Annotated in this window: 17 protein-coding genes and 1 other RNA gene; 10 read left to right on the top strand and 8 right to left on the bottom strand. The window is 62.8% G+C overall.

What is annotated here, in order from left to right; genetic code table 11:
• Nucleotides 1-209: 209 nt before the first annotated feature.
• From dapB to hrcA, 5 genes are all read right to left on the bottom strand, one after another.
• Nucleotides 210-1,022 carry a 4-hydroxy-tetrahydrodipicolinate reductase gene (dapB, locus tag JM946_RS10665; protein ID WP_203167272.1) on the bottom strand — a complete coding sequence of 271 codons (813 nt, stop codon included), beginning with the start codon at nucleotides 1,020-1,022 and terminating at the stop codon, nucleotides 210-212.
• 31 nt (nucleotides 1,023-1,053) lie between these two features.
• On the bottom strand, nucleotides 1,054-2,187 hold the full coding sequence (gene dnaJ, locus JM946_RS10660; protein ID WP_203167271.1) for a molecular chaperone DnaJ: 1,134 nt from the start codon (nucleotides 2,185-2,187) through the stop codon (nucleotides 1,054-1,056).
• A 124-nt stretch (nucleotides 2,188-2,311) separates the two neighbouring features.
• Nucleotides 2,312-4,243: a molecular chaperone DnaK gene (gene dnaK, locus JM946_RS10655; RefSeq protein WP_203167270.1), complete on the bottom strand. Its 1,932-nt coding sequence runs from the start codon at nucleotides 4,241-4,243 to the stop codon at nucleotides 2,312-2,314.
• 162 nt (nucleotides 4,244-4,405) lie between these two features.
• A complete protein-coding gene (grpE, locus tag JM946_RS10650; RefSeq protein ID WP_407700532.1) occupies nucleotides 4,406-4,927 on the bottom strand; it encodes a nucleotide exchange factor GrpE in 522 nt (173 codons plus the stop codon).
• A gap of 209 nt (nucleotides 4,928-5,136) precedes the next feature.
• Nucleotides 5,137-6,201, bottom strand: coding sequence for a heat-inducible transcriptional repressor HrcA (hrcA, locus tag JM946_RS10645; protein ID WP_203167268.1), 1,065 nt, complete (start codon nucleotides 6,199-6,201; stop codon nucleotides 5,137-5,139).
• Nucleotides 6,202-6,409: 208 nt separating this feature from the next.
• Here hrcA and JM946_RS10640 point away from each other — a divergent pair, with 208 nt between their 5' ends.
• Nucleotides 6,410-7,363 (top strand): NAD(+) kinase, encoded by a 954-nt coding sequence (locus JM946_RS10640; protein WP_203167267.1) that lies wholly within the window; start codon nucleotides 6,410-6,412, stop codon nucleotides 7,361-7,363.
• Between the two features lie 19 nt (nucleotides 7,364-7,382).
• Nucleotides 7,383-9,146, top strand: a complete 1,764-nt coding sequence (gene recN, locus JM946_RS10635; protein WP_203167266.1) for a DNA repair protein RecN — start codon at nucleotides 7,383-7,385, stop codon at nucleotides 9,144-9,146.
• A 67-nt stretch (nucleotides 9,147-9,213) separates the two neighbouring features.
• Here recN and fur read toward each other — a convergent pair whose 3' ends face one another.
• Complete coding sequence (gene fur / locus JM946_RS10630) at nucleotides 9,214-9,651, bottom strand: ferric iron uptake transcriptional regulator (RefSeq protein ID WP_203167265.1); 438 nt, start codon at nucleotides 9,649-9,651, stop codon at nucleotides 9,214-9,216.
• Nucleotides 9,652-9,762: 111 nt separating this feature from the next.
• Between fur and JM946_RS10625 the strand changes: the two genes are divergently transcribed.
• The gene (locus JM946_RS10625; RefSeq protein WP_203167264.1) at nucleotides 9,763-10,137 is read left to right on the top strand and encodes an outer membrane protein assembly factor BamE; all 375 of its coding nucleotides are present in this window, start codon (nucleotides 9,763-9,765) and stop codon (nucleotides 10,135-10,137) included.
• Between the two features lies 1 nt (nucleotide 10,138).
• Here JM946_RS10625 and JM946_RS10620 read toward each other — a convergent pair whose 3' ends face one another.
• Nucleotides 10,139-10,450 carry an RnfH family protein gene (locus JM946_RS10620; protein ID WP_203167263.1) on the bottom strand — a complete coding sequence of 104 codons (312 nt, stop codon included), beginning with the start codon at nucleotides 10,448-10,450 and terminating at the stop codon, nucleotides 10,139-10,141.
• Nucleotides 10,437-10,874, bottom strand: a complete 438-nt coding sequence (locus tag JM946_RS10615; protein ID WP_203167262.1) for a type II toxin-antitoxin system RatA family toxin — start codon at nucleotides 10,872-10,874, stop codon at nucleotides 10,437-10,439. The genes JM946_RS10620 and JM946_RS10615 overlap by 14 nt, the downstream gene beginning before the upstream one ends.
• Nucleotides 10,875-10,903: 29 nt before the next feature.
• On the opposite strand from JM946_RS10615, the gene smpB reads away from it, so the two are divergent.
• From smpB to JM946_RS10580, 7 genes are all read left to right on the top strand, one after another.
• The gene (gene smpB / locus JM946_RS10610; RefSeq protein WP_203167261.1) at nucleotides 10,904-11,380 is read left to right on the top strand and encodes an SsrA-binding protein SmpB; all 477 of its coding nucleotides are present in this window, start codon (nucleotides 10,904-10,906) and stop codon (nucleotides 11,378-11,380) included.
• A 166-nt stretch (nucleotides 11,381-11,546) separates the two neighbouring features.
• A complete protein-coding gene (locus JM946_RS10605) occupies nucleotides 11,547-13,649 on the top strand; it encodes a PQQ-dependent dehydrogenase, methanol/ethanol family (RefSeq protein ID WP_218042743.1) in 2,103 nt (700 codons plus the stop codon).
• An 80-nt stretch (nucleotides 13,650-13,729) separates the two neighbouring features.
• Nucleotides 13,730-14,081: a transfer-messenger RNA gene (gene ssrA / locus JM946_RS10600) on the top strand.
• 304 nt (nucleotides 14,082-14,385) lie between these two features.
• Entirely contained in the window at nucleotides 14,386-14,622 is a 237-nt protein-coding gene (locus tag JM946_RS10595) for a hypothetical protein (RefSeq protein ID WP_203167259.1), read from the top strand.
• Nucleotides 14,619-14,879 (top strand): hypothetical protein, encoded by a 261-nt coding sequence (locus JM946_RS10590; protein ID WP_203167258.1) that lies wholly within the window; start codon nucleotides 14,619-14,621, stop codon nucleotides 14,877-14,879. The genes JM946_RS10595 and JM946_RS10590 overlap by 4 nt, the downstream gene beginning before the upstream one ends.
• The gene (locus JM946_RS10585; RefSeq protein ID WP_203167257.1) at nucleotides 14,876-15,253 is read left to right on the top strand and encodes a helix-turn-helix transcriptional regulator; all 378 of its coding nucleotides are present in this window, start codon (nucleotides 14,876-14,878) and stop codon (nucleotides 15,251-15,253) included. The genes JM946_RS10590 and JM946_RS10585 overlap by 4 nt, the downstream gene beginning before the upstream one ends.
• 233 nt (nucleotides 15,254-15,486) lie before the next feature.
• Entirely contained in the window at nucleotides 15,487-16,143 is a 657-nt protein-coding gene (locus JM946_RS10580; protein ID WP_203167256.1) for a hypothetical protein, read from the top strand.
• Nucleotides 16,144-16,160 lie beyond the last annotated feature (17 nt).

Genomic DNA, 16,160 nt, shown 5'->3' with positions numbered 1-16,160 from the left:
CCCGATGTCAGCTGTTTCAGACACGCATGCGGAAGACGAGATGGGCTTTCAAGGCCCGATCCCGCCACAAGTGTTTTCACCGCGTGCTGAAGATGGAAGTGTACGCGAGTCGCTCAAGTCATGAAAGCAAAAAACGCGGGTCTGTCACTCGCCTGACCCAGACTGGGGGCCGCCCAGTGGAGTTAAAGGCCAGTGGAGCGAAGCGTGTGTTACAGACCGAGCACGTCCTGCATGGAATACAGGCCCGGCGTGCGGCCGGCCAGCCACTGGGCGGCTTTGACCGCGCCCCGCGCAAATGCGAGGCGATCGCTGGCGCGGTGTGTCAGCTCGATTCGCTCACCAATACCGGCAAACGTGACGGTGTGGTCGCCCACAACATCGCCGCCGCGAAACACCGAAAAGCCGATGGAGCCTCGTGGGCGAACGCCCGTGTTGCCGTGACGGGCGTGCTCCGCCACCTCCGCCAATTTGACATCACGGCCTTGAGCCGCGGCGGCGCCGAGCGCGAGCGCCGTGCCTGAAGGCGCATCTTTCTTGTTTCGATGATGCGCCTCGAACACTTCGATATCGTAGTCCGCGTCCAGCTTGGCGGCGGCCAGCTCGACCAGCTTCAGCAGCAGGTTCACGCCGAGACTCATGTTGGGCGCCATCACGATGGGAATCTGCCTGGCGGCCGCGGCGATCTCGGCTCGCACCGCTTCATCATGACCGGTGGTTCCGATGACGATGGGACATCGGGCGCGGACGCACGCCGCAAGATTCACGGAAGTCGCTTCGGGCAGCGTGAAATCGATCGCCACCTGCGCGTTGCGCAATGCCAGCGCGGGATCCGATTCGATCGGCACATTGCGCTTAGCGCCGCCGCCCGCCTCGCTCGCGTCCTTGCCCAACCAGCGACTGTTGCTCGATGCAGTAGCGCCGCCGAGCGCTGTCGCCTTTGCTTCATCGATCGCCGTCAGCAATGCACGACCCATGCGGCCGCTGACGCCGAACACGGCGATCTGCAAAGAGTGTTGCGCCATCAGTTGCGGCCCGGTCTGCGAGGGAGGATTGTTAGTTACGAATGGTGTCGAAGAAACGCTTCACGCCATCGAGCCAGGTGCTCTCGCGCGGGCTGTGACTGCGGCGGCTGTTTTGCATGGAAGCGTCGAACGCTCGCAGCAGCTCTTTCTGCTCTTCGGTGAGGTTCACTGGCGTCTCGACCACGACGCGGCAGAACAGATCGCCCGTCGGCCCGCCACGCACGGGCTTCACGCCCTTCTCTCGCAAACGGAACACGCGGCCGGACTGCGTCTCGCTCGGCACCTTCAATTCAACATTGCCGCCCAGCGTCGGGACTTCGACCGTCCCGCCGAGCGTCGCTGTGGTGAAGCTCACCGGCACTTCACAAGAAAGATGGCTGCCGTCGCGCTCGAAAATAGGATGCTCGCGCACGCGGATCTCGACGTAGAGATCGCCCGGCGGCCCGCCGTTGCGCCCGGCCTCGCCTTCGCCGGTCAGGCGGATGCGATCGCCGTTGTCGACGCCCTGCGGGACCTTGACGTTGAGGTTTTTCTTTTGGCGGATCCGGCCCTGCCCGAGGCAGGAATCGCACGGCTGACTGACGATCTGGCCGCGGCCTTTGCAACGCGGACAGGTTTGCTGAACGGCAAAGAAGCCCTGCTGCATGCGGACCTGGCCCGCGCCGTTACAGGTGTCGCAGGTGACGGGCTTGGAGCCAGGCGCGGCGCCCGAGCCCGAGCACGGCTCGCATTCGGCGAGCGTGGTGAATTCGATATCCGCTGAATGGCCGAACACGGCCTGCTCGAGATCGAGCTCGAGGTCGTAACGAAGATCGGCGCCACGGAACACCTGCTGACGTCCGCCGCGACGACCGCCGCCGAAAATATCTCCAAAGACGTCGCCGAAGATGTCGCTGAACGCGTCGGAGGCGCTGAAGCCGCCGCCACCGCCGCCACGAGCCGCCAGCCCGTCGTGGCCGTGCTGATCGTAGATGGCGCGCTTCTGCGCGTCGGTCAGCACTTCGTAGGCCTCCTTGGCCTCCTTGAATTTCTCTTCGGCTTCCGCGTCGTTGGGATTGCGGTCGGGGTGATACTTCATCGCCAGACGGCGATAAGCCTTCTTGATCTCGGCCTCCGTGGCCGTGCGGGCTACATCGAGCACCTTGTAGTAGTCGCGCTTGGACATTAGCGGAAAAGGACCCCACCCAGACTGCCGGGCATGATGCCTGCCCACGCGGGCATCACGCCACCGAAAAACACTCGGGCCCAACAGACAGATCTAGATCTGTCTGCCAGGCCCGGCGGATTGCTTACTTCTTCTTGTCTTTGACTTCTTCGAACTCGGCATCGAGCACGTCGTCGTTGCCGCCAGCCGCGCCGCCTGCACCGGCAGAGGCCTGCGGGCCCGCGCCCGGACCGGCTGCGCCGGCCTCGGCCGACTGCTGCGCCAGAGTAGCCGCCAGACGGCTCACTTCAGCCGCCTTCTTCTCGATGATGTCCTTGTCGTCGCCGCTCAGTGCGCGCTTCAGATCCGACACGGCATTTTCGATGTTGGCGCGATCGGCCGCCGGCACTTTCTCGCCCAGCTCCTGCAGCGTTTTCTCGGTGCCGTGCACGAGCGCGTCGGCCTTGTTGCGGGCTTCGACCAGCTCGCGGAACTTGCGATCTTCCTCGGCGTGCGCCTCGGCGTCCTTCACCATGCGCTGGATCTCGTCCTCGTTCAGGCCGGAAGACGCCTTGATGACGATCTTCTGTTCCTTGCCGGTGGCCTTGTCCTTCGCCGACACGTTCAAGATGCCGTTGGCGTCGATGTCGAATGTGACTTCGATCTGCGGCATGCCACGCGGCGCCGGCGGAATGCCTTCCAGGTTGAACTGACCGAGCGACTTGTTATCGGCCGCACGCTGACGCTCACCCTGCAGCACGTGAATGGTCACGGCGCCCTGGTTGTCGTCGGCGGTCGAGAAGGTCTGATTCGCCTTGGTGGGAATCGTGGTGTTCTTCTCGATCAGCTTGGTCATCACGCCACCGAGCGTTTCGATGCCGAGCGACAGCGGCGTCACGTCGAGCAGCAGCACGTCCTTCACTTCGCCGGACAGCACGCCGCCCTGAATCGCGGCGCCCACGGCCACGGCTTCATCGGGGTTCACGTCCTTGCGCGGCTCTTTGCCGAAGAAATCCTTCACTGCCTTCTGCACCAGCGGCATGCGGGTCTGACCGCCGACCAGGATCACTTCGGACACGTCCTTGATGGACAGGCCCGCGTCCTTCAGCGCGATCCGGCACGGCTCGATGGTCTTGTTGACCAGGTCTTCGACCAGCGACTCGAGCTTGGCGCGAGTCAGCTTGATGTTGAGGTGCTTCGGACCGGAAGCGTCCGCCGTGATGTACGGCAGGTTGATCTCGGTCTGCTGGCTGCTCGACAGCTCGATCTTCGCCTTCTCCGCCGCTTCTTTCAGGCGCTGCATGGCGAGCGGATCGCGACGCACGTCGACGCCGCTCTCCTTCTTGAACTCTTCGCCGAGATAGTCGATGACGCGCTTGTCGAAGTCCTCACCGCCGAGGAAGGTGTCGCCGTTGGTCGCGAGCACTTCGAACTGACGCTCGCCGTCGACGTCGGCCACTTCGATGATGGACACGTCGAACGTGCCGCCACCCAGGTCATACACCGCGATCTTGCGATCGCCGCCCTGCTTGTCCAGGCCATAGGCCAGCGCGGCAGCGGTCGGCTCGTTGATGATGCGCTTGACGTTCAAGCCGGCGATGCGACCGGCATCCTTGGTGGCCTGACGCTGCGAGTCGTTGAAGTACGCCGGCACGGTGATGACGGCTTCGGTGACCGTGGTGCCGAGGAAATCCTCGGCGGTCTTTTTCATCTTCATGAGCACGCGAGCCGAGATTTCCTGCGGGGCCATCTTCTTGCCCTGCACTTCCACCCACGCATCGCCGTTGTCGGCCTTGGCGATCTTGTACGGCACCATGTCGACGTCCTTCTGGACGACGTTGTCTTCGAAGCGGCGACCGATGAGTCGCTTGATCGCGAACAGGGTGTTCTGCGGATTGGTCACGGCCTGGCGCTTGGCCGACTGGCCGACGAGCACTTCATTGTCCTTGGTGAACGCCACGATGGAGGGCGTGGTGCGGTCGCCTTCGCTGTTCTCGATCACGCGCGGCTTGCCGCCTTCCATGATCGCGACGCACGAGTTGGTCGTGCCGAGGTCGATGCCGATGACTTTGCTCATGGCCAAATGTCTCCTGCGAAATTTCCGTTAGTTGTGTCTTGAATGTCTGTAAATCTGGCCTGTTGGAGCCAAAGTTCGTTAACTGGGCTCGTCAACCGGCTGTCTTGCTGCGCTATCTGCGGATCCCCGGATGATTTACAAGGCCCGGCGCGCCTCGCGGCCTCAGGGCGCCTTGGCGACGATGACGCGCGCGGGGCGCAGCAATCGGCCATTCAGCGCGTAGCCCTTCTGCACCACCTGGGTCACGCTGTCGGGGACATGCTCGGCCGAGGGTTGCATGGCCATGGCCTCGTGCTGCTGGGGATCGAACTGCTGGCCCAGCGGGTCGATCTCGGTCAGACCGTTCTTCTCGAAGGCGTTGGTCAGCTGCTTCAGCGTGGCCTCGGTGCCGGCGCGCAGGGTCTGCGCATCGCCGGCGGCCAGCAGCCCCAGCTCCAGGCTGTCCTTGACGCCGATCAGATCGTTGGCGAAGCGGTCAACGGCGTACTTGTGAGCCTGCTCGACATCGCGCGCTGCACGCTTGCGGATATTCTCCATCTCGGCCAGAGCGCGCATATACAGGTCGCGGCTTTCCAGGGCCCGGGCCTCGGCGGCAGCCAGCGCGGCCTGCAGATCCACGGCGCCAGCCTCAGCGGTTCCCTCCACCCCCGGCCCGTTCGCGGGGCGATCCTGCTCGTTGGGCATGCTCATGACCTGTCGTTCTCCTGTCGCAAAATGGGGTCGATCCCCTGGCCCATGGGCGAGCTGGGGGACGCGGTTTATTAAAGGGGCGGCATTCTGCCTGATTGGGCGGCCGACCTCATGCCCGACCGCGCGCGGCGACACCCCAATCGATGGACAAGGCGATCGGTCGGGGGCCGGCGTGCCGGTTCAGGCGCGCAAGGGATGGCGGCTCAGGAGCGGGAATTCAAGGCGGAGCCGAGCAGCTTCGCGGTGATATCGACGATGGGAATGATGCGCTCGTAGGCCATGCGGGTCGGGCCGATGACCCCCAGCACACCCACCACTTCCTGATCCAGGGTGTAGGGCGCGGTGACCACGCTGCAGTCGTCCAGGATGGTGTAGCCGGATTCCTGGCCGATGAAGATCTGCACGCCCTCGGCCTTCAGGCTCTGGTCGAGCAGATGCAGGATGTCCCGCTGCTGCGTGAACGCTTCGAACAGACGGCGCAGCTTCTCGACGTTGGACAGCTCGGCGAAGTTCATCAGGTTGGTTTCGCCGGCGATCACGTATTCCATGCGAGAGCCGCCGGAGGACTGCGGCATCACCACGTGCTGCGCGAGATGGATCGCATCCAGCATGACCTGGTTCAACGATTCGCGCGTTTCTTTCATCCTGCTGAGCAGATGCTCGCGCACCGCGCTCAACTCCTTGCCGCCGAACTCCTGATTCAGATAGTTCGAGGCGCGGCGCAACTCTTCGCCGCTGTAGTGACGGTCCAGCTGCACGATACGGTTCTGCACTTCACGGCCGTTCACGACCATGACCGCGAGCACGCGGTTATCGGACAGCGGCACGAACTCGATCTGACTGAGCGAGGAATGACTCTGGCGCGGCAAGGTCACCACGCCGGCGAGCCGGGTGACGCTGGAGAGCATCTGCGAAGCCGCCGCGACCAGCGCCTTGTGATCGGCGCCGTGCTCGCCGAAGCGCGACTGGATGGCCGCGATCTTTTCGTCGTCGAGCGGCTCATACTTCAACAAGGTATCGACAAAGAACCGATAGCCCTTGTCGGTGGGCACGCGGCCGGCGGAGGTGTGCGGAGAAGTGACGAAGCCCAGCTCTTCCAGGTCCGCCATGACATTGCGGATGGTGGCCGCGCTCAGGTTCAAGCCCATGTCGCGCGATAGCGTGCGCGAGCCGACCGGTTGGCCGTCGCGAATGTAATGCTCCACCAGCAACCTCAGCAGTTGCTGGGAACGTTCATTCAGGGTTTCGTCGTGAGTCTGCGTGTGCATCATTCGGTTCGTGGGCAAACCTATGTGACAGAAGGTTATTTCACGCCCATCCGCAGTGCGCTGACCCGCTGTCCAAAAGAAGCTAAGCAGCGCGCGGGACGCTGTCAAGCAGACAGTCCTACGAGCCGGAAGGTCGCCCGAAGATCGCTGCGAATGGGGGTCTTGTACCCTATCTGGGGACGCGTCGCCGGGTCACAACGGGATTCGCATGGCTGGCCGCCATGAGTCCGTGCTACAAACCGCACCCATGCCTGCAGCGCCTGAACCGTTCCAAACCATCGCCATCATCGGCAACACGCGAGACGCCCGTGTGGTGGAGTCATTGCAGGTCCTGGCCGTTCATCTGCACAGCCGCGGCCGGCGCGTGCTGGTGGATGCGGCGACCAGCGTCGACTATCGCGAAGCCAAGGTCGAGCGGCTTGCTGAATCGGAGCTGTGCGCCCAGGCGGACCTGCTGATCGCGGTCGGTGGCGACGGTTCGATGCTGCACGCGGCGCGACTCGCCGCCCCGCGCACCATCCCTGTCCTCGGCATCAACCGCGGGCGACTCGGCTTCCTCGCGGACATCGGTCCCGCGGAGCTGACCACGCGCGTCGATGAGATTCTCGCCGGTCGCTACGTGTCCGATCGGCGCGCGATGCTGCAAGCGACCTTGATCTCGCCCGGCGTGCCTGACCGCCACTGCAACGGCCTGAACGACGTGGTGCTGCAGAAGTGGCAGACCGGTCGCATCCTCGATTTCGAGACCTACATCGACGGGCGTTACGTGAACACACACGGCGGCGATGGCCTGGTCATCGCCACCGCTACCGGCTCGACGGCTTACGCGCTCTCCTGCGGCGGCCCGATTCTGTATCCGGGCTTGGACGCCGTCGTGCTCGCACCGATCTGCCCGCACACTCTGTCGGATCGGCCCATCGTGGTTCGCAGCAGTTCGGTCATCGAGGTTCGTCTGCTCGATCGACCGGACAGCAACGGCCAGGTGACCTGCGACGGTGTGTCGCTGGGCGCGCTGTCGCAAGGCGACCGACTGATCGTCGAACCGGCTGCCGAGAATGTCACCCTCCTGCATCCGGCCGATCACGATTACTATCGCACGCTGCGCTCGAAGCTGCGCTGGGGTCGCGGGGACCGCACCGCCCCCTACCCAACCTCGGAATAAACCTTCTCTTACAGCGAAGATGCTCACTCATATTCAGATCCGCGACTTTGCCATCATCGACGCGGTCGAGCTGGAGCTTGGCCCGGGCTTGACCGTGCTGACGGGCGAGACCGGCGCGGGCAAGTCCATTCTGGTCGATGCGCTGCTGCTCGCGGCCGGCGGGCGTGCTGGCGCCGAGGTCGTTCGTCATGGCGCGGAACGCGCTGAAGTCTCAGCGACGTTTGCAATCGAGAAGAACGCCGCCGCGCACGCGTGGTTATCCGAGCAGTCCATCGAACATGAAGGCGAGTGCGTGCTGCGTCGGGTGATCTCGTCCGACGGTCGCTCGCGCGCGTACGTGAACGGACAAGCCATGCCCGTGCAATCTCTGCGGCAACTCGGCGAGACGCTCGTCGATGTGCACGGTCAGATGGAATATCAATCGCTGGTGCGACGCTCGGCGCAACGTGAGCTGCTCGATCAAAGCGGCGAGCATCGCGAATTGCTCAGCGCCGTCTCTGAAGCCTGGCGCACTCTGTCGCAAGTGAAAGATGAACGCGATCGCGCGGCGGCGTCCGCACAGGATCGCGAAGCGCGGCTCGAACTGCTGCGCTATCACTTGAGCGAGCTCGAGGCGCTCGATCTCAAGGAAGGTGAAGGCGAAGAATTGAGCAGCGAACGGCAGCGCTTGTCACAGCGTGGTCGACTCGCATCGGGTGCGAGAGAGATCATCCAGCTGTTGCGCGAAGCCGAGGATGTGAGTGCCGAACAGGCGATCTCACGCGCGCTCACGACAGCGCGACACGTTGGAGAGCTGGACCCGAAGTTCGCTCCGATGGCGCAGCTGATCGAAGAAAGCCTGATCGCGCTTCGCGAAGGCGTCGAGGCGGTCGAGCGCTACGAGTCCGATCTCGATGCCGATCCGCAGCGACAGGAATGGGTGGAGCAGCGGCTCGCGGCAATGGAGTCGATCGCCCGCAAACATCGCATCGAGATCGGCGGTCTGCTCGGTCTGCAAGCGGAGCTGCGGCAGGAGTTCCAGCGCCTCGATTCGCTCGAAGCGTCGATGGCGCAGATCGAAAAGCGCCTGGAAGAAGCACAGCGCAAATTCAGCGCCGCATGCGCCAAATTGTCTGCGGCTCGCAAATCGGCCGCAAAGAGCCTGGGCGAAAGCATCAGCGCGCTGATGCAGACGCTCGGCATGCCAGGGGGCAAGTTTCAGATCGATGCGCGGGCGGCCGAGTCCGCCGGAGCGAACGGCGCGGACGACATCGAATTCCTGGTCAGCGCCAATCCGGGTCAGCCGCCTCGCCCGCTCGCCAAGGTCGCCTCTGGAGGCGAATTGTCACGCATCAGCCTGGCCATTCAGGTGGCCGCCGTTCAGACCGACGCCCTCGCCGGTTCGCTGGCCTGTCTGGTGTTCGACGAAGTCGATGCCGGTGTTGGCGGCGGCGTGGCTGAAATTGTCGGCCGCCAGCTGCGTACCCTCGGTGAACGAGCTCAGGCGCTGTGCGTCACTCACCTGCCCCAGGTCGCGAGCCAAGCACACGCGCACGTGCGCGTCACCAAGCTCACTGACGGCAAGACCACGCGCACTGCTCTCCATCCCCTGACGGCCGATGAGCGGGTAGAAGAAATTGCCCGCATGTTGGGCGGCATCAATGTGACCGATAAGGCACGGGAACACGCGGCGGAGATGCTTCGGCCGGCGCCTTCGAAGAGCTCGGCTAAAGCGTCTGCGGGACCCTCCAAGGTTCCGGCCAAAGACGCCGCGCCCGCGCGTAAGAAGCCGGCTCGGCGCTAGCTGGGGTCCCAGTCCGGCAGCAGTCGCACCGGTTGCCGGATGGCTCGAAATGGCGGCCGAAAGGCGCCTAATTGCGATTTTTGACGTTGCGGGCCGGGCAATCCGGGCGGCTGCAATAGCCGTACAGGATCATGGAATGATCCTTCAACTCGTACTTCAGGCGGGCCGCCACCTGGCGTTGACGCTCTTCGATGCCGGCATCCATGAACTCTTCCACCCGACCGCAGCCTAAGCAGACGATGTGGTCATGGTGCTGGCCCTCGTTGAGCTCGAACACCGCCGTGGTGCCCTCGAAGTGATGACGCGTGACCAGCCCCGCGGCCTCGAACTGCGTCAGGACGCGGTACACGGTGGCGAGGCCGATATCCTCATGGGATTCGAGCAGGTGCTTGTAGATGTCTTCCGCACTCATGTGTCGCGGCGTGGCCGTGCCGAGAATCTCGAGAATTTTGATACGAGGCAGCGTGACTTTGAGCCCGGCCTTGCGCAAATCGCTGGTTTCCACGTGCTTGGTCCTCAGATCGAACGTCGGCGAGCGTCCCGCTGCGAGATCGATCGCTTTTGAGTATCATCCGGGCGCATTATCTCGCAGCTGCGCCGCTGGCTCCACTCCGAAATGACACTGACCAACCTCTTCCGCGTGCGGATTCTCGCCTCGCTGCTCGCAGTCCTGATGGCAGGCGCCAGCCTGACAGGATGCGTCCACCGCATCGATATTCAACAAGGCAACTTCCTCGATACCGAGGACATCGATCGGGTGGCCGTGGGCATGACCCGCGTCCAGGTGCGATCGCTGCTCGGTACGCCAATGGTGGCGGACCCGTTCGTCAACACGCGCTGGGACTACGTTTACTACCTCAAGCGCGGGCGCTGGACCGAGGCGCGCAAGCGGCACTTCATTGTGTATTTCGATGCGGCCGACAAGGTGGAGCGCATCGAGAAGCCCACGGACACCACCAAGCCGACGGTCAAGACCGCCGCGGCGAAATAACTTATCTTCGACGTTGCGCTTCGGCGCGGCTGCGCTCCGCCGCAGCGCGCCTGCTCTGCTTCGGATCGACGAGCAACGGCCGCAGAATCTCGATGCGATCCCCATCGCGCAGCTCGTAGGTCAACGGCACTGCCCGCCCGAAAATTGCGCATTCCAGCGGACGGGCCGCCGCTTCTGGAAACTTCTGCAACAGCCCGGATCGCTCGACCGCCTCGGTCAACGAGGTGCCCGGCGGCAGTTGCAGATCCACACTCTCCTGCCGATCCGCCAGCGCGTAGATCACGCGGATGCGCAGCAGCTCACTTTTTTCCATAGATGGCGCGGGCGCGATCGACGAACGCATCGATCATCTCGCCGCAATTCTTCTCGAAGGTGCGCGACAACAGCATGCCGAGCATGGCGTTGGCGAATTCGAAGCGGATGCTGAGCCCGACTTTGACGCCGCGGTCGCCCAGCGGCGTGAACGTCCAGCGACCCTCGAAGGTCTTGAAAGGACCGTCGACCAGCGTCATTAACATCTCGGTGGGACGTTTCAGAAAATTGCGCGTGGTGAACGACTCCCGCACGCCGGCCTTGTGCATTTCCAGCCGGCCGGTGACTTGATCCGGCGTGCTCTCGAGCTTTTTGGCCGCGGAAATCCACGGCACGAATTGCGGATACTGCTCAATGTCCTCGACCAGCGCGAACATCTGTTCGGCGGAATATGGGACCAGGGCACTTCTAGTTACTTCGCGCATGCGCCGGCACGGTACAATCCGCGCCCTCTATGAGCAAGCAGAAAGCCAACGACAATCCGACCATCGCCGAGAACCGCCAGGCGCGCCACGAGTACTTCATCGAGGAGACTTACGAAGCGGGCATGGCGTTGCAGGGCTGGGAGGTCAAGAGCCTGCGCGCCGGTCGCGTGCAGCTGAAGGAGGCGTACGTGTTCCTGAAGAACGCGGAGGCCTTTATCTTCGGCGCGCACATCTCTGCCCTACCCACCGCCTCGACGCATGTCATTCCCGACCCGATCCGCACGCGCAAGCTGTTGCTGAACCGTGCCGAGCTGAGCCGGCTGGTCGGCGCGGTGGAGCGCAAGGGCTACACCCTGGTGCCGCTTGAAATGTATTGGAAGGCGGGCCGCGCCAAGCTGCGCATCGGCCTGGCCAAGGGCAAGAAGGAACACGACAAGCGCGCCACGTCCAAGGACCGCGACTGGCAACGCGAGAAGTCGCGCTTGATGAAACATTCGAAACGCTGACTACCCACAAAAACTCCTCGACTACCCTCGCTAGCGTTGTCGCCGAACAGCGGCCGGCGCTAAGGTCGCCGCACATCGCATCGATCCCGAATCGTCTGTTCCGATGATGGCAGCTCCTCGGCGATCGAGATAAATCGCTCGCGGACCAATCGAATCGGGGGACCAGGTGATCACACGAGCCATTGCCATCGGATGGATACTCGCTGTTACGTGCGCCGCATGCAGCCGGCCGGCCATTCCGCCGGTGGCAAACGCCGACTCGCTCTCCGCCGCGCAGGTCGATGCCGCGAGGATCGTGCATGCCGACCAGGACCCTGGCAATTGGCTGAGTCACGGCCGCACTTATTCTGAACAGCGCTTCTCGCCGCTCACCGAGATCTCAGTCGAGAACATCGGGCAACTCGGCCTTGCATGGTCGCTGGATCTCGACACGAAGCGCGGACAAGAAGCAACGCCGCTCGTCATCGACGGCGTGATGTACTCGACCAGCGCGTGGAGCAAGGTGCAGGCGATCGACGCACGCACCGGCAAACTTCTGTGGCAGTTCGATCCGCAAGTTCCTGGAGAAGTCGGCGCAAAGGCGTGTTGTGACGTGGTGAATCGCGGCGTCGCTGCGTGGGACGGTCGAGTGTTCGTCGGCACGCTCGATGGGCGACTCATTGCCATCGACGCCGCGACAGGCAAGGAAGTCTGGTCTGTCGTCACCGTGGATCAAACGAAGGCTTATACGATCACCGGCGCGCCTCGCGTCGTGAAAGGCAAAGTCATCATCGGTAACGGCGGCGCAGAGTTCGGCGTTCGCGGTTACATCACCGCTTACGACGTTCGTGACGGCAAGCAGCTCTGGCGCTTCTACACCGTGCCTGGCGATCCGTCGCAGGGCTTCGAGCATCCAGCGCTCGCCGATGCTGCAAAGACCTGGAAGGGAGAATGGTGGAAGCTCGGTGGCGGCGGCACCGTGTGGGATTCGATGGCCTACGATCCCGAGCTCGATCTGCTGTACATCGGCACGGGCAACGGCTCGCCCTGGAATCAGAAGATTCGCAGCCCCGGCGGCGGCGACAATTTGTTTCTGTCGTCCATCGTGGCGCTGCGGCCGGATACCGGCGAATACGTCTGGCACTATCAAACGACGCCCGGCGAAACCTGGGACTACACCGCCACCCAACACATCGTGCTCGCCGATGTGAGCATCGCGGGCGAGACTCGCAAGGTGCTGATGCAGGCGCCGAAGAATGGATTCTTCTATGTGCTGGATCGAGCCAACGGCAAGCTCCTCTCGGCGGAGCCTTACGCCACGATCAACTGGGCCAGCAAGGTGGACCTCGCGACCGGTCGCCCGATCGAGAATCCCGACGCGCGCTATCCGGATCCGAACAAGGCGTGGTTCGCGATGCCCGGCGCGCTCGGCTCGCACAACTGGCACCCCATGTCGTTCAGTCCGCAGACCGGACTGGTATACATCCCGGTGAACGATTTGATGTACGCGTACATCGATCGGCCGGGCTTCAAGCCCTCGCCTGTCGGGTTCAACACCGGCGTCGATCCGACTCGCACCCGAATGACGCAATCCGACAAAGCCGCGGCGAACGTTCCCGTGCGTGGCTACCTGCGTGCGTGGGATCCGATCAAGCAGAAGGAAGTCTGGAGCGTCGAGCATCCAGGCCCATGGAATGGCGGCGTGCTGTCCACGGCAGGCGGCTTGGTGTTTCAAGGCAACGCCGTCGGTTTGTTCAATGCTTACGATGCGCGCGATGGCAAGTTGCTTTGGTCCTCGCCGGCGCAGACCGGGATCGTCGCAGCGCCTGTTACTTATCGCGTGGGCGATGAGCAATTCGTCGCGGTCGTCGCTGGCTGGGGCGGCGTGTATCCCAATGTCGCTGGTGAAGCGAGTCGCCGCGGCAGCCTCGCGGTGAACCGCAGTCGAGTATTGGCGTTCAAACTCGGCGGCACCGGTCGGCTGCCCGAACCGGTCGAACCTGTCGTGCAGCTTCAGCCCATCCCTCGTGTCGGCGACGACGCCACGGCCGCCACCGGCTTTCGCATCTTCCACGATCACTGCTCTCGCTGCCACGGCGCTGGCGCCGTGGGCGGCGGCGTTATCCCCGACCTTCGCTGGTCCGCCTTCGCTCGCGACGGCGAAGCCTGGAAGTCGGTCGTGCTCGACGGCATCTTGAAGGACCGCGGCATGATCAGCTTTTCCTCGGTTCTGAGCGCCGCCGACGCCGAAGCACTGCGCGCCTATGTGACGCTGCGCTCGAATCAATGAGGGTTTAGTGACCTGGCGCCCTTGTGATCCTGGCGTTTGGCCTTACACTACCGACCGTTGCCGAGAGTGGCGACACCTGTGGGGGCGACCGGCTTCGACGTGGGTGGCGAAACTCCAGGTGCATGCGGAGTTGTAGGTAACTCCTTAAACTGCTTACAAACTTATAGTTGCAAACGACGACAACTACGCTCTGGCGGCTTAATCCCGCCTAACCTCCGCCTGGTATGTGCTTGTGCATCCAGATTGGGGGACGCGCTCACAAGCTCGCGAGTCGGTGTGCTCCAGGCCGCCTCGTTAAAACGCTCTGCAGCTGGTCGTGCGTCTTCCCTGCCCTTCGGGTAGCGCACGGCGAGATACAAAGAATGGGCTAAGCATGTAGGTCCTGTAGCGTAGTGCTTGCGGACGCGGGTTCGATTCCCGCCGCCTCCACCATCCCTCCTTGAAAATCAGTTGGTTATGCGCATCTCTGCGCGGTACCCAACATCCTCTCCAACATCCTGGTTTGTGCTGCCAGTCTGCGGGCGTCCGCGCTCGCGGTATGAAGCGGCCGAACCGAGTGTTACGAGCACCCGGCCCGGCCTGACCACCACGGTGACTTTCAAGGAGTCAACGCAATGGCTGCGCCCATTATCCCCCGGCTGGATCGGGGTCGTCTCTACTTCCAGATCGACGTTTCGTGTCCACCTCTCGGCGGCACTAGCCACTGTTCGGCGTTCGTCGCCAAGCGCGGTGACGCATGAACGCCTCCCCAGGAATCGTCAGGGAGATCGCCGAAGCACGTGCCACGGCGATCGTGCTACGGGCATCGGCCAAGGCATGCGGCCCCGAGCAAGGTGCACTGAAGTTCCGCCTAACCCGCGCCGCTGAAGCGCTGAACTCGCTCGTGCTGCTGGTCGTGCGCAGCCTGGAGCGTATTGGGGGACTCGAAGCGAAACTGCGCGAGCTTGGCTGCGATCCGGGAGTGCAGCCATGAGCCGCAACAACATCACAGTGCAGCCAACATGCACTAAGCAGAGCGCGGCAGCGGAGCGCTGCAAGCAGATCAAAGCCGGCATAGACGCGGAGCTGGGTCAGTTGCACAAGACGAACGCGCTGCTGATCTGTGCGCAGTACACGGCGAACTATGCCGGGGATGTGGAGATCGATATCTCCGATGCGCTCGCTGCGATTATCGCGCTTCGAGCAGCACATCGCGACGCTGGATCTGCTGGCACTGGAGGCATGCGATGAATAACAGCATTCGTGCCGAATCCCGTGACTACTTCAAGGCGCTCGGTGCGCATATCTCCTTTCTGCGAAAATCCCGAGGGTACACGCAGGCCGAGCTTGCGCGAGCCCTCGGCGTTTCGCAGCAAGCGGTGTTTGCCTACGAACTGGGCGAGCGTCGAGTGTCGGTGCTCATTCTCGCAAGGCTTGCCAAAGTGTTTGCCGTCCCGATCGAACAACTGATCGGCATGGCGCGGCCGGTGCACGATCCCAAGCGACGACTGTCGTATCGCGCGATCCGCCACGCGGAGCGCCTGATGGCGCTGTCGAAGACACAGCAACGCTTTGTCGTCAGGATTCTCGATCTGCTGGAGGACAAATCCACTGCTGGCAAATAGCGGAATCATCTGCCTCAGTCTCGACGGCAATCGCCCTGGTGCTCGCGGCCGGGGCTTCTTCTATTCATCGATACATCCTCATCAAGCCCCCACAAGATACCCTGATGTTGAAGTGGGATGCGGTGCTCAGATTTCACACGATAACCGACTACCCTTATGGTCGACGAGGACAGTGCAGCTTCGCGCGCTGCATGAATCCGTTTCGCTATCGCAACACCGAATGAGAAACAGCCATGTGGAAGGTATATCTCGCCCTCGCCATTGTGCTTACCAGCAGCAGAGCGAATGGAGAAGCGGTCGGCACATCATCAATCATCGAGGGACGCTGCAAGTACGCAGATGACTCATCCATCGATAGAATCAAAGCAACCTTGCAGTTCTTCGATCGTATTCTGCCGAATGTTCCGCCCGAGGAAGAAAGATATCTGTCGGCAGAATCGGAAGCGCTGTTTCGCAACCATCGAGATGAACTGGGCTCGAATCACCCTCACGATTCGACCTACCGCCGACAAGAAAGCCTAGCATCTAGGCGCCTATACTACGTCTGGAAAGCCAGAGGCGAGTTGTCTCAGGTCCGCGCTAAGCTCGACCTCCTGCTACTTAATCGTGACAGCACGGGCAAGGCTTGGCTTGATGGGAACCACAACGCCGATCTAAGCATCTATGCCAGCGAAGAAGCGAATAAATTGAACCGCGCGGCCAACATCATTTCCGACGTGAGCGACCTGCAGCTGTCGCTGAGGGAGCTGTCGGCCCATGAGACGGCTCGACAAGATTCCTTCTTAACACGTGAGACCTCCGGCGAGTTCTATGTGTCGATCCTGGCTATGGACAATTACCTGTCGGCTTTCATCCAATGCAAGCTGGCAAAGATTGCGCCGGCGAGATGACCGCACGCTCGCAAGCG

The sequence above is a fragment of the Steroidobacter gossypii genome, from assembly GCF_016801985.1.
Classification (GTDB): Bacteria; Pseudomonadota; Gammaproteobacteria; order Steroidobacterales; family Steroidobacteraceae; genus Steroidobacter; species Steroidobacter gossypii.
This window is presented reverse-complemented; position numbering and strand designations above follow the sequence as displayed.